Raw genomic sequence first — 13,113 nt, 5'->3', positions numbered from 1 at the left:
CGGGTCGCGTCGTTCGTCAGCCGGTGGGCGAGCCCCGCCCGCACCGGCCGTCGGTCAGAACGAGAAGCCGAGCTCGGCGGGGTAGTCGCCCCGCGCGGTGAGGGTGGTGGCGGCGTCGCGCAGATGCGAGAGCGTCAGGCCCATCGTGGTGGGCCCGAAGCTGACGCGCGAGACGCCGAGCTCGGCCAGGCGGGCGAGCGGCACGGACGACGGGTTCGAGATGACGCTGACCTTGCCGTCGATCCGGTCGAGGGCGGCCTTCACGAGGTCTTCGGTGCCCAGGCCGAGGACGAAGGCGCAGTCGGCGCCGGCGTCGAGGTAGGCGTTGGCGCGGGTGACGGCGTCGTCGAACGAATCCGGGTCGCCGGCCAGGGCGTCGACCCGGGCGTTGATCACGATGGGCACCCCGGCGCGGTCGCCGGCGCGGCGGGCGGCGGCGATCTTCGAGACCTGGGTGTCGATGTCGTAGAGGGGCGCCTTGGCCTGGCCGATGCTGTCCTCGATGTTGAGGCCTGCGGCGCCCTCCTCGATCAGGCGGAAGACGTTGTCGAGCGTGCCGGCGGCGTCGGTCGCGTACGCCTTCTCGAAGTCGACGGAGACGGGCAGGTCGACCGAGCGGATCACGATGCGGGCGGCGGCCAGCATGTCGTCGACGTCGAGGCCCTCGCCGTCCTCGACGCCGTGCGCCTCGCTGATCGAGTGGGAGGCGGTGGCCAGGGCCTTCACGCCCGGTGCGCCCGCGACGATGCGCGCGGTGATGCTGTCCCAGACGTTCGTCACGATCAGCGGGTCGCCGGGGACGTGGAGGGAGCGGAGGAGTTCGGCCTTCTCGGCCGTGCTGGAGATCGACATGCGCCCAGCCAACCAGCCCGGGCTGGCAGGCACCAGCCCGGGCTCGCCTCGCCGAGCTGCTAGTCGCGCCGCAGGACGAGCTCGCTGAGCGGCAGGCGCTCGCGAGGGGCGGTCTCGCGCTCGGCGAGGGCCTCGATCAGCTTGTCGGCCTCGTCGACGACGCCGACGGCCGTGACCGTGACGGGCTTGAGGTTGTCGGTCAGGCCGAACGCGGCGACGATCTCGTCCCACTCGACGCCGGCCATCTGGTGCGTGTGGAAGCCCTCGGCGTGTGCCTGCACCGTGAGGTGGGCGACGGCCTGGCCGAGGTCGTACTCGGCCCACTGGCGCACCTCGCCCTCGACGGTCGAGGTCTCGGCGACGGCGACGACGAGTGCGGACGCGTTGCCCGCCCAGGCGGCGTTGAAGCCCATGAGCGCCTTCACGATCGTGTCGAACGTGGCCGTGCCGCGACGGCCGACGACGAAGCGACGCGGCTGCGTGTTCGCGGCCGACGGTGCCCAGCGGGCGGCCTCGAGCAGGGCGTCCAGCTGACGGTCCGAGATCTCGGCGGTCGGGTCGAACGAGCGGGGGCTCCAGCGCTCGTCGAGCAGCGGCACGAGCGGCACGCTCGTCTCGGCGGTGCGGAGGGTGGACGGGGCGGCGGTGGTCTCGGAGATCGACATGACGACGCTTTCTTCTCGGAACGGGACGGGGGAGGCGAGGCGCGTCATCGGGCCCCGACCACGGTAACCCTCGGTGTGGGTCGGTGATTCCCGACCTCAGGAGGCGCGGGTCGCCTCCGCGAGGATCGCCGCCACCCGGCCGGGCACGGTCTCGTCCTGCAGGCTCGTCGTGTCACCCAGGGGTCGGCCGTCGACGATGTCGGCCAGCAGCCGCCGCATGATCTTGCCCGAGCGCGTCTTGGGCAGGTCCGGCACGACGAACACGGTCGCGGGCTTGGCGATCGGCCCGATCTGGTCGGCCACGTGGGCGCGCAGCACGGGGGACAGCGACCCCGCGAGCGGAGCCCACACCGACGGCTCGGCGACGTCGCCGGCGTCCTGCACTGCGCCTCCTTCCGGCCGTGTCGACGGCACCACGAACGCCGCGATCGCCTGGCCGGTGCGTTCGTCGGCCACGCCGACGACGGCGGCCTCGGCGACGGCCGGGTGCGACACGAGCGACGACTCGATCTCGATGGTCGACAGGCGGTGCCCCGACACGTTGATCACGTCGTCGACCCGGCCGAGCACCCAGATGTCGCCGTCCGCGTCGTACTTCGCGCCGTCGCCCGAGAAGAACCAGCCCTGCCGCCAGTAGGTCGCCCAGTAGCTGTCGCGGTACCGCTCGGGGTCGCCCCAGACCGTGCGGGCGAGGGCCGGTCCGGTCTGCTGCACGACGAGGTAGCCGCCGCTGCCGTTCGGCACGCGCTCGCCGGCGTCGTCGACCACGGCGGTCGAGAGCCCGGGCAGCGCCCGCAGCGACGAGCCGGGCTTGAGGGTGTCGGCACCGGGCAGCGGGGCCATGACGGCGGCCCCCGTCTCGGACTGCCACCACGTGTCGACGATCGGGCACCGGCCCCGGCCGAACTGCTCGTGGAACCAGACCCACGCCTCGGGGTTGATGGCCTCGCCGACCGTGCCGAGCAGGCGCAGCGACGACAAGTCGTAGGTGTCGGGCAGTCCCTCGGGGAACCACGACGACAGGGTCCGCACCAGCGTCGGCGCCGTGTAGTAGGTGGTGACGCCGTAGCGCTCGATGATCTCGAGGTGGCGGGCGGGGTGCGGGGTGTCGGGCGTGCCCTCGTAGATCACCTGCGTCAGGCCGTTCGACAGCGGGCCGTAGATCTCGTAGGTGTGCGCCGTCACCCAGGCGAGGTCGGCCGTGCACCAGTGCACGTCGTCGGGCTTCGCGTCGAAGACGGCCCAGTGGGTCCAGTTCGCCTGCGTCAGGTAGCCGCCGCTCGTGTGCACGAGTCCCTTGGGCTTGCCGGTGGTGCCGCTCGTGTACATGATGAACAGCGGCGTCTCGGCGCCGAAGTACTCGGGTTCGTCGGTGTCGGGTTGCGCGTCGACGACGTCGTGCCACCAGAGGTCGCGGCCGTCCGTCCACGGCACGTCGGGCGTCTGCTCGCCGGTGCGCCGCACGACGAGGACGTGCTCGATCTCGTTGTCGCCGCTGACGGCGTGGTCGGCGTTCGCCTTGACCGGCACCGCGGACCCTCGTCGGAACTGCCCGTCGGTCGTGACCAGCAGCTTGGCCCGGGTGTCCTCGACGCGGAACTTCAACGCCTCGCCCGAGAAGCCGCCGAAGACGAGCGAGTGGATCGCGCCGAGTCGGGCGATGGCGAGCGTCACGACGATCGTCTCGGCGATGACCGGCAGGTAGACGACCACCCGGTCGCCCTTCTCGACGCCGAGCGATCGCAGGCCGTTGGCGGCCTTCACGACCTCGCGCTGCAGTTGTGCGTAGGTGATGTCACGACGGTCGCCGGGCTCGCCCTCGACGTGCAGGGCGACCTTGTCGCCGAGGCCGGCGTCGACGTGCCGGTCGACGCAGTTGACGGCGACGTTGAGCGTTCCGTCGGCGAACCAGGTCGCCTCGGGCACGGTGAGCGTGCCGTCCGGCCCCTCGGTCACGGGCTTCCAGGTGTGCGCGACCGTCCACGGCGTGTGCCAGTCGAGCCGCTGCGACGCCTCGGCCCAGAACGCGACGGGGTCGGCGGCCGCGCGGGCGTGCTCGGCCGAGGTGACGTTGGCCCCCTCGACGAGCGCAGGAGGCGCGGCGAAGGTCCGTCGCTCGTCGAGCAGGTTCGAGATGGTGTCGCTGGTGGCCATGCGTCCCACGCTACGGGCGGCACGCCGGTGGCGGGCGTCGCGGGGCAACGCTGCGTAACGCGCGGGGACCGTGGCGGCGACGGGCGAGACCGTCGGCTCTTGTCGTTCAGGATGCGACGTGAGATATTGGTATGTCACGTGATTCCGACCCGAGAGAGAAGCATGTCCGACTCGACCCCCCACCGTCCTCCGTCCGCTCCCTCGTCGTCGCGTCGGGGTGGTGCTTCCTCGACGGGCGGCGGGTCGGCAGCTTTCCGTCGCGACGTCCAGGGGTTGCGCGCCGTCGCCGTCGTCGCGGTCGTGCTCGAGCACGTCTCGGGCTGGCCGCACGGCGGCTTCGTGGGCGTCGACGTCTTCTTCGTGATCTCGGGCTTCCTGATCACCGGGTTGTTGCTCCGTGAGCACGCTCGGACGGGCCGCATCTCGCTGGCCGACTTCTACCGTCGCCGGGTCCGACGCCTCCTGCCGGCGGCGCTCGTCGTCGTCGCCGCGACCCTGCTCGCCGCGACGGTCCTCCTGCCCGACCGCCGCGTGGTCGGGCTCGGGATCGACGCCCTCTACTCCCTCGCCTTCGTGGCCAACTGGCACTTCGCCGCCGTGGGCACCGACTACTTCACCGCCGACGGACCCGTCTCGGCCTTCCAGCACCTCTGGTCGCTCTCGGTCGAAGAGCAGTTCTACGCGTTCTGGCCGCTCCTCGTGATCGTCGTCCTCGGCTTCGGCCTGCGGCGTCCGGGGCGCCCCGCGGCCGTCTCCCGCGAGGCGGGCACGGGGTCGGGGTCGGGCCGACGGCTCGTGCTCGCGGCCGTGATCACCGCCCTCTGCGCGGCGTCGTTCGTCTGGGCCGTGGTCGACACGGCGGGCGACCCGACGGGCGCCTACTTCTCGACGCTGACCCGGGTCTGGGAACTCGGGCTCGGTGCCCTGGCGGCGCTGGCCGTTCCGCTGACCCGGCGGTTGCCGCGGGCGATCGGCACGACGCTCGGCTGGCTCGGTCTCGTCGGCATCCTGGCGAGCGTCGTGGTCGTCGACGGGCAGACCGCGTTCCCGGGCCCGTGGGCAGCGCTTCCCGTGGTCGCGACCCTGGCGGTCGTCGTGGGCGGCGGCGTGCCCGGGGCCGTCGCACCGGCGCCCCTGGCGAACCGGGTCACCGACTACCTGGGTGCGATCAGCTACTCGCTCTACCTCTGGCACTTCCCGATCGTCGTCATGATCCGCGCGGTCGTGCCCGAGGGCGAGCTGCTGGCCTACCCCCTGTCGCTCGGCTTCGCCGTGGTGGGTCACCACCTCGTCGAGAAGCCCTTCATCTCGTCGCCCCTGCTCGCCCCGCGACGGGGCGAGGGCCGTCGTCGGCTGTGGCGTCGCTGGGCCGACGACCAGGCGCCGTCCGCCGGTCGGGCCGCCCTCGGGGGCCTCGGCATGCTGGCCGTCGTGATGGTGGTGGCCGCGGTGGTCTCGGTCCGGCCCGTGGCGGCGCCGCCCGTGCTCCCGCCCGTCGCAGGGGGCACCGGCCTCGGGGCCTCCGTCGAGGCCGGGGCGTCCGACGGCGGTGCCGACGGCGACGGCGTCGACGGCTCCGGTCCGGTCGGTCCGGCCGAGGGGGCGATGGCCGAGTCGGTCCGGGCCGCGCTGGCGGCGACCTCGTGGCCGACGCTGACCCCCGACCCGGGCGACACCATGCCGTTCGGGGCGAACAACGACTGCGGTCGCGTCGATCTGCCCCTGCCGCGCGCCGAGTGCACCTTCGGCACCGGCGACAAGACGGTCGTCCTCGTGGGGGACTCGACGGCCGCCGCCGAGCTGGACGCCGTGGTCGAGATCGTCGAATCGGACGACAGCGGGTGGCGTCTGGTCGCGCTTCCCCTGTTCGGTTGCCCGTTCGTCGATCTCGCGGTCGCCCAGAATTCCGACCCCGAGAGCTGCACCACCCACCAGGCCGACGCCGTCCGGACGATCGTCGAGACGGCACCCGACCTGCTCGTCGTCACGAACTCCTTCGTCCCGTTCGAGCACGCCACCACCGGCGCACCCGTCACGCCGCGCGAGTACGCCGAGGCACTGCAGCGCCAGCTCGAGTCGGTGGGCGGCGCGGCGACGCGCACCGTGTTCGTCACGCCCCCGCCGGCACACCGGTCGCTCGACGACTGCTACCGCCCGGGCGGTTCGCCCGTCGACTGCATCTCGTCCGTGTCGGCGGATCACGCCGCCAACCTCGCCGAGACGCAGAAGACGATGAGCGCCCTGGGCGGTTCCCTCGTCGACACGTCGCGGTTCCTCTGCGTCGACGGGCTCTGCCCCGCCTTCGTCGACGACGTGCCCGTCAAGCGGGACTTCACCCACTACACGGGGGCGTTCGACGCCAAGCTCGCCCCCGTGCTGCGCGAACTCGTCTTCGAGGCCGAGGCCGAGGTCGAGGGCGACCCGGCCGCCTGACGTTCGGACGAGCACGGGCCGCCGGGTCGACGTGCGGCCGGGTCGGCGAGTCCCTCGAACGGGAGGCGGGATCGTGACCCCGTCGTGACCGGTCGCCGCCTATCGTTGCCAGGTGACCCACAGCCCTCGACGCCGTCCCGCTCGTCGATCGACCCGTGCCGTGGGTGGGGCAGCGCTCGCCGCGGTCCTCGTGTTCGCACCGGTCACGGCCGTCGCCGCGGACGCCCCGGCGACCGCCGCCTCGTCACCGGCCCCGACCGCCTCCGCGTCACCGGCCCCGACCGCCTCCGCGTCACCGGCCCCGACCGTCTCTTCGTCACCGGCCCTCGCGGCCGACGTGCCCGAGCTCTCCGCGCCCGCCTCGAGCGCGATGCCTGCCGCAGCCCCCGTCGATGCGATGAACTACGTCGTCAACGCGGTGCCGGGCGCCGTCACGACCGAGGCGGCCTCGGCCGCGGTGGTCGCCGCGGGCGGCACCGTCCTCGCCCGGTGGGACGAGATCGGAGTGGTGACCGCACGGTCGACCGCCGCCGGTTTCGTCGACCGGGTCCGCGCCTCCTCGTCCGTCGAGTCGGCCGGTCCGACCCGGACGGCCGCCATCCGTGCGACCCCCGACGCCGACGCGGGTGGCGACGCCGAGTCCGCTGCCGTCCCGCCGACGGGAGTGCAGGCGACCGGTCTGGCCGAGCGGGTCGCCGACGTCGCCGATCCCGGCGAGGAGCGTCGCTGGAACGACAAGGCCGTCCACGCCGCCGAGGCGCGCGCGGTGCAGCCCGGGAGCCCCGACGTGCTGGTCGGCGTGCTCGACAGCGGCATCGACGCCACCCACCCCGACCTCGTCTCGCAGGTCGACCCGGCCGCCTCCGTGGGCTGCAGCGTGGACGGCGTCGCCGACCCCGACCCCGCCGCCTGGGCGCCGTCGTCCGACGCCGCGACGAGCACCCGCGAGCACGGCACGCACGTGGCGGGCATAATCGCCGCGGCCGACGACGGCCGGGGTGTCGTCGGGGTCGCCCCGGGCGTGCGGCTGGCCAGCGTGAAGGTCGTCGACGCGGACGGCTTCATCTACCCCGAGTACGCGATCTGCGGCTACATGTGGGCGGCGCAGCAGCAGATGGACGTGACGAACGCGAGCTTCTTCGTCGACCCGTGGGCCGCCTGGTGCTCGGCCGACCCCGACCAGGCCCCGGCCCTCGACGCGGTCGCGCGGGCGGTCGCCTGGTCCCAGCACGAGGGCGTCCTCGACGTGGCGGCCGCCGGCAACGCCACGGTCGGTGCCGTCGCCGTCGACCTCGCCCACAAGACCGCCGACTCGCTCAGCCCGAACGACTCGACCCCGCAGCCGGGGCGCGACGTCTCGCAGGGGTGCTCGCAGCTTCCCGCCGAGGTCGACGGCGTCGTCACCGTCTCGTCGGCCCAGCAGGGCGGAGGCGGTTCGATCGAGAAGTCCCGGTTCTCGAACTACGGTGCGGGCGTCGTGGACCTGACGGCCCCCGGGGCCGCCGTGCTCAGCACGGTCCCCGGTGGCGGGTTCGCCGCCCTCAGCGGGACCTCGATGGCGGCTCCGCACGTCGCCGGGGTCGCGGCCCTGCTGGCGAGCGTGCACCCGGGCGCGACCCCGGCCGAACTGCGGGACCTGCTCGCCCGGCAGGCCGGCGGCGAGACCCCCTCCGAGTACTTCGGGGCCGGCATGGTGGACGCCTTCGCGGCCGTGACCGAAGACCTGGGACGCGGGGCGGTCGCCGTCGCCCCCGACGGCGTGCTGCAGGCGGGCGCTGCGGCCATCCTGCGGGGCGCCGGCTTCGTGCCCGGTGAGACGGTCCGGGCCGAGGGTGAGGCGTTCGACGACTCGACGTCGACCGTCGCCGATCAGCGCGGCCGGGTCCAGCTGCCCGTCCGGCTCTCGCCCGGCACCCCGACCGGTCCCCTGTCGTTCTCCGTGGTCGGGTCGTCGGGCTCGAGCGCGGTCGTCGACGTCGAGGTGCAGGAGGCGCTGGCCGGCCCGGTCGTCACCTCACCGGACGACGGCGACCGTCTGCCCTCGGGGCAGGCCGTGGTCGTCGAGGGCACCTCGATCGACTCCGCCCGCGTCACCGTCACCGTCGAGCCCGCCGGGAGCCTGCCCGCCGGGGATGCGCCCGCCGGAGACCTGCTCACCGGGGACCTGCCCGCGGCGGCCCGGGCTTCCGCGGCGACTCCCGCCGCTGCCGAGTCCTCGACGGTCCGTGCCGAGCAGGACGGCACGTTCCGCGCGACGTTCGCCGGTCTCTCCGCCGGTGACTGGCGGGTCTCCGCCGTCACCTGGACCGTGGACGACGTCGTCTCGGCGACCGGTCCCGCCGTCCTCTTCGCCGTCGACCCGGTCCCGGCTCCCGTGCCGGGTGACGAGGCCGGCGTCCCGGCCGAGCCCGGGGCCGCACCGGCTGACCCGGGGCCGGGGCCGGGGTCGGCGTCGCCCACGCCGGGCTCCTCGCCGGGCGAGGGCGTCGTCCCCACCGGTGCCCCGGGGCGCCCGCTCGCCGCCGACCCGGCCCGCGCCTCCTCGGCCGCTCTCGCGTGGACCGGTTCGGAGCCGGGTCCCGTGGCCCTCGCCGCCCTGTTGATCGTCGCGGTCGGCGTGGTCGGCGTCGGCGTCGGGCGGCGTCGTCCCGGCGACGAGCCCCGGTAGGGGCCGCCCGCCCGCTCGTCAGTCCAGCACGGGTCGTCGCACGAGGGAGGTCGGTCGACGGCTCGTCAGGGCACTGCCGGCGGCGACGACGAGGGGAAGCCCGACGGCCACGACGGCGAGCACCCACCACGGTGGGGCGAACGGCAGGTCCGAGGCCCAGACCATGGCCCCCGTCGGCACCAGCCCCAGGATCGTGCCCAGCACGGCACCCGTGCCCACGACCACCACGCCCTGCCAGAACGACATGGCGCGTCGCTGAGCGTCCGTGCCTCCGACGGCCTGCATGGTCACCTGGTCGCTCAGCCCCTCGGCGCGGGCCAGCCCAAGGGCGACCGCGGCCGCCGCGGCGCAGACGAGGGTCGTGGCGAGGAGTGCCAGGACGAGGGCCAGGTCGAGGCCCCGATCGACGGGACTCGTCTCGACCGTCGCCCGGCCGTCGGTGGCGGTCGTGACCGCGGCCCGGAGGCCGGCGGCCTCGTCCTCGGTCGGTTGCCGGTCGGTGGCCATCACGACGGCACGCTGGGTCAGCTCGAAGCCCAGCCGCTCGGCGGTGCCGGGGCTCATCAGGACGGCCCCGGTGCTGAGCGTCGTCGGACGCTGGACGACGGCCGGGAGCGACACGGACGTCGAGGGGGTGGCCGAGGCGTCGAAGCCGTCCGCGACCTCGGCCGGGGTGGCGAGACCGATGGTGGCCTCGCCGTCGACGACGAGCGACGGGTCGAAGGCGATGACGCCGCCCGACTCGAACGCGGCGCGGGCGGCCGTGGACGGAGCGGCCCCCAGGGTCACGCCGAGGCCGTCCTCGTCGGTCACGATGATGTTGTCCTGTGACGTGAACGACCCGAGCGGGTAGTCGCAGGCAGGGTCGGCATCGGTGATCCGCTGCGCCTCACGGGACGACAGGCCCTCGAGGCGCCCCGTCGACGAGTCGCAACGGTCGGGGACGGTCAGCACGGCCCACGGCGTGACCGCGTCGACGGCGACCGGGGCGCCGTTCGAGTCGTAACCGCTGGGGACCGGGGTCTGCCACACGGCACGGTCGCCCACCGGGAGGTCGCGCGCGACGGCGGCGACGGCCGCGGAGTCGAGCGAGGCCGCCTCGGGGGAGCCGCCCGGCACGCGGAGGTCGGACGCCTGGTCGTACGAGATCGCCACGGTGCCCGCCGGGTAGGGGCGGTAGAAGGAGTCCTCGGACTGTCGTGCGGCCGCGGTCGACATCGAGACGCCGAACACCGCGACGAACGCCGCCGTGGTGACGGCCGCGACGGCGGGAGCGGTGCGGGCGACCCCGTGGGAGGCGTCGCGCAGGGCGAGCCGCAACGGCACGGGTGCGAGCGTGGACGCGCGCCCGAGCCGACGGACGAGCAGCGGCACGAGCAGCAGGACGCCGACGAGGGCGGCCACGGCGGAGACCGCGAGGCCGACGAACGCCGCCCACCACCAGCGTGAGCCGACCGGGACCGAGGTGGCGTACGAGGTCCATCCCGCCCCGAAGCAGGCGAGGACGCCGCCGACGACGAGGACGCGGGCGAGCACGGTGGACCGTCGGCCGCGGCCGCCGGCCCGGTCCGACCCGGCGTCCACCGAGCCGGAGGCCGTCCCGCCGCGCAGCGAGTCCATCACGTCGACGCGGGCGGCACGGCGCGCGGGCACCACGGCCGCGATCCACGACACGGCGACGGCGAAGAGTCCGATGCCCGCGACCACGACGCCGGGGACGTGGACGCCCCAGAAGGCGAACGGGCCCACGTCGACGCCGGCTCGACGGGCGAGGGCCACGACGCCGATGCCGAGGTCGACGCCCACGGCGAGACCGGTGACCGCGGCGACGACGCCGACCCACACCCCCTGCCGCGTCACGATCCGGGTCAGCGTGCGCTGGTCGGCCCCGACCGCGGCGAGCACGGCCAGCGTGCGGCGTTGCCGACGGGCCCCGACCCCGAAGGCCGCCCCCGCGAGCAGGGCGACCTCGGCGCCGGCGAACACGGCGAAGACCACGCCGAGGGCGGCGTAGGTGCCCGTGCTGCCGTAACCGGCCTCGCTCTCGAGGCCGGGGGTGCCCTCGGGCGGAGGGTCGGCGACGACCGCCCCCGACCAGACGACGAATCCCGCGCGTCCCAACTCCCGCACCTCGTCCCAGTCGACGGCGTCGCCCACGAGGTACTGCTCGGACGACGTCGACGACGCCGAGGCCGTCGACGACGGATCGGGCAGGCCCGCCGCCAGGTCGTCGCGGGCGAACACCTGCCGGTCGTCCGTGCCGCCGCCGACCTCGGACATGATGCCGACGACCGTGACCTCGAGGTCGCGCGGGCCGTCGGCGCCGGGGACGCGGTGCAGGGTCATGGTCGATCCGGTCCCGAGCCCGTCGTCGCGGGCGAGGGCGGGCGTGACGAGCACTTCGTCGCCCCGCTCGGCGGCCCGCCCCTGCTCGAGCACGTAGCGGCCCTCGAAGGCCGGGTCGGTCACCGGTCCGATCACGACGCCGGCAGGGGACGTGCCGACCCGGGTCCAGAGGGTGCGCAGGGTGAGCGTCCGCTCGACCCCGGGCACGACGTCGGCTGGCTCGCGGTAGGTCACCTCGTCGCCCGACCACTGGTTCAGCCCCCGGACGGACTGCCGTGTCTCGTAGCCGGTCCAGTGCACCCGGGCGGCCGTCTGGCCCAGCGTCGAGGTGATCTCCTGCCGGGTCGTGGGCATCGCGCTCGCGACGAGCACCGCCGCCCCCGAGGCGCCGGCCACGGGCAGCGCGATCAGCAGCACGACCATCACGTACTCGCGCAGGCGCCTGAGCACCTGTCGACGCGCGACGAGGCCGCCGGCCGTCACCGCGCCTCCGGGGTCAGCAGCGACTCGGGCCCCCGCGGCGCGGACTCGTCGACGAGGCGCCCGTCGCGGAGGAACACGATCCGGTCGGCCCAGGCGGCGTGACGGGCGTCGTGCGTGACGAGCAGGCCCGCGGCACCCGCGTCGACCCGTTCGCGCAACAGGCCCATGACCTCGTCGCTCGTGCTGCTGTCGAGCGCGCCGGTCGGCTCGTCGGCGAGCACCAGGCGACGGCTGCCGACGAGGGCGCGGGCGATCGCGACGCGCTGTTGTTCGCCACCCGAGAGCTCGGCGGGGAAGGCCCGTCCTCGACCGGCCAGGCCCAGGGTGGCCAGTGCGTCGTCGGCGGCACGCCGGGCGGCACGGGTGCCGATGCCGTCGAGTTCGAGCGGCAGGGCGACGTTCTCGGCCGCGGTCAACGTCGAGACGAGGTTGAACTGCTGGAACACGAAGCCGACCGACCGTCGTCGCACCCGCGCGACCTCGGCCGCGCTCAGGTCGGCGAGCCAGGTGCCGTCGACCTGCACGTGCCCGGCGGTCGGCGTCGTCAGGCCGCCCGCGATCGCCAGCAGGGTCGACTTGCCCGAGCCGGACGCGCCCATGACGGCGACCAGCTCGCCCTCGAGGACGGTCAGGCTCACGCCGTCGAGGGCGGTGCGGGCGAGGTCGCCGGTTCCGTGTTCGTGCCCCACCGCGAGCAGGGTCAGCACCTCGGCGCGCTCGGTCACGACCGACCTCGTGCGGCCCGCGCCGGCCCCGGCGTCCGGGCAGGGGACCCGGGCCCGCTCGTCGTCACGGCCACGGCCTCGACCGCCCACTGCCGTTCGGCGAGCGACGCCCGGCGCAGGCTCGACTCGACGTGGTCGAGCCAGCGCACCTCGGCCTCGGCCGCGAAGATCATCGAGTCGACGACGAGGCGCCAGGCGAACTCGCCGGGCGCCTCCGGGTCGCCCCCGGCGTGCTTGGTGCGGGTGAGTCGCTGCAGCTTCGCCAAGGAGGCGCGGCGCTGCGTCTGCACGAGCGTCGCCACGTCCACCCCCGGCAGGGTCGCGGCGAGGGCGAACTTGAGCGGCAGCTCGTCCCGGGTGGCGTCGGGGGTGTCGACGGCCGTCCCGAGCCACTGGGCGACCTCGGCCCGTCCGGCGGCCGTGATGCGCCAGAGTCGCTGGTGTTCTCCGGCGGCCTGCCCGGAGCCCGCCGCCGGGGCCTCGGCTGCGGGCGACCCGTCGGACCCGGGCGACCCGTCGGCCTCGGGCGACGTGTCGCGGGGCGAGGGCTCGTCACGCTCGACGAGGCCGTCGCGGTCGAGCCGGTCGAGGGTGGAGTACACCTGGCCGACGTTGAGCGGCCAGGTGGACCCGGTGCGTCGGTCGAACTCGCTGCGCAACTGGTAGCCGTACCCCGGGCCCTGGTCGAGGATCGCCAGCAGGCCCAGTCGCACGGTCACGGGGCCGCCTCGCCGTCCGGTCGTGCCGTCACGTGGCCTCCTGTGGTCGAGTCGCGGCGTCGCCTCGT

At 74.6% G+C, this 13,113-nt stretch carries 8 protein-coding genes; 2 read left to right on the top strand and 6 right to left on the bottom strand.

Going from position 1 to position 13,113, the window contains the following annotated elements:
- Positions 1-54: 54 nt before the first annotated feature.
- From IFT79_RS14120 to acs, 3 genes are all read right to left on the bottom strand, one after another.
- Positions 55-852 (bottom strand): isocitrate lyase/PEP mutase family protein, encoded by a 798-nt coding sequence (locus IFT79_RS14120; RefSeq protein ID WP_056049731.1) that lies wholly within the window; start codon positions 850-852, stop codon positions 55-57.
- Between the two features lie 59 nt (positions 853-911).
- Positions 912-1,517: a nitroreductase family protein gene (locus IFT79_RS14115; protein ID WP_123571164.1), complete on the bottom strand. Its 606-nt coding sequence runs from the start codon at positions 1,515-1,517 to the stop codon at positions 912-914.
- Positions 1,518-1,613: 96 nt separating this feature from the next.
- On the bottom strand, positions 1,614-3,671 hold the full coding sequence (gene acs / locus IFT79_RS14110; protein WP_192124919.1) for an acetate--CoA ligase: 2,058 nt from the start codon (positions 3,669-3,671) through the stop codon (positions 1,614-1,616).
- 162 nt (positions 3,672-3,833) lie between these two features.
- Between acs and IFT79_RS14105 the strand changes: the two genes are divergently transcribed.
- Positions 3,834-6,104: an acyltransferase family protein gene (locus IFT79_RS14105; RefSeq protein WP_192124917.1), complete on the top strand. Its 2,271-nt coding sequence runs from the start codon at positions 3,834-3,836 to the stop codon at positions 6,102-6,104.
- Between the two features lie 112 nt (positions 6,105-6,216).
- Positions 6,217-8,772, top strand: coding sequence for a S8 family serine peptidase (locus IFT79_RS14100; protein WP_192124915.1), 2,556 nt, complete (start codon positions 6,217-6,219; stop codon positions 8,770-8,772).
- Positions 8,773-8,790: 18 nt separating this feature from the next.
- On the opposite strand, the gene IFT79_RS14095 is transcribed toward IFT79_RS14100, so the two are convergent.
- From IFT79_RS14095 to IFT79_RS14085, 3 genes are read right to left on the bottom strand one after another with little or no spacing between them, the layout of a single operon-like run.
- The gene (locus IFT79_RS14095; protein ID WP_192124913.1) at positions 8,791-11,601 is read right to left on the bottom strand and encodes an FtsX-like permease family protein; all 2,811 of its coding nucleotides are present in this window, start codon (positions 11,599-11,601) and stop codon (positions 8,791-8,793) included.
- Positions 11,598-12,326 (bottom strand): ATP-binding cassette domain-containing protein, encoded by a 729-nt coding sequence (locus tag IFT79_RS14090; RefSeq protein WP_192124911.1) that lies wholly within the window; start codon positions 12,324-12,326, stop codon positions 11,598-11,600. Before IFT79_RS14090 ends, IFT79_RS14095 begins: the two co-directional genes overlap by 4 nt.
- Complete coding sequence (locus IFT79_RS14085; protein WP_192124909.1) at positions 12,323-13,045, bottom strand: helix-turn-helix transcriptional regulator; 723 nt, start codon at positions 13,043-13,045, stop codon at positions 12,323-12,325. The genes IFT79_RS14090 and IFT79_RS14085 overlap by 4 nt, the downstream gene beginning before the upstream one ends.
- Positions 13,046-13,113 lie beyond the last annotated feature (68 nt).

The organism is Frigoribacterium sp. CFBP 8759 (genome assembly GCF_014841655.1).
Taxonomy (GTDB): domain Bacteria; phylum Actinomycetota; class Actinomycetes; order Actinomycetales; family Microbacteriaceae; genus Frigoribacterium.
The sequence above is the reverse complement of the archived record's forward strand: the minus strand, read 5'-3'. Positions and strand labels throughout refer to the sequence as shown.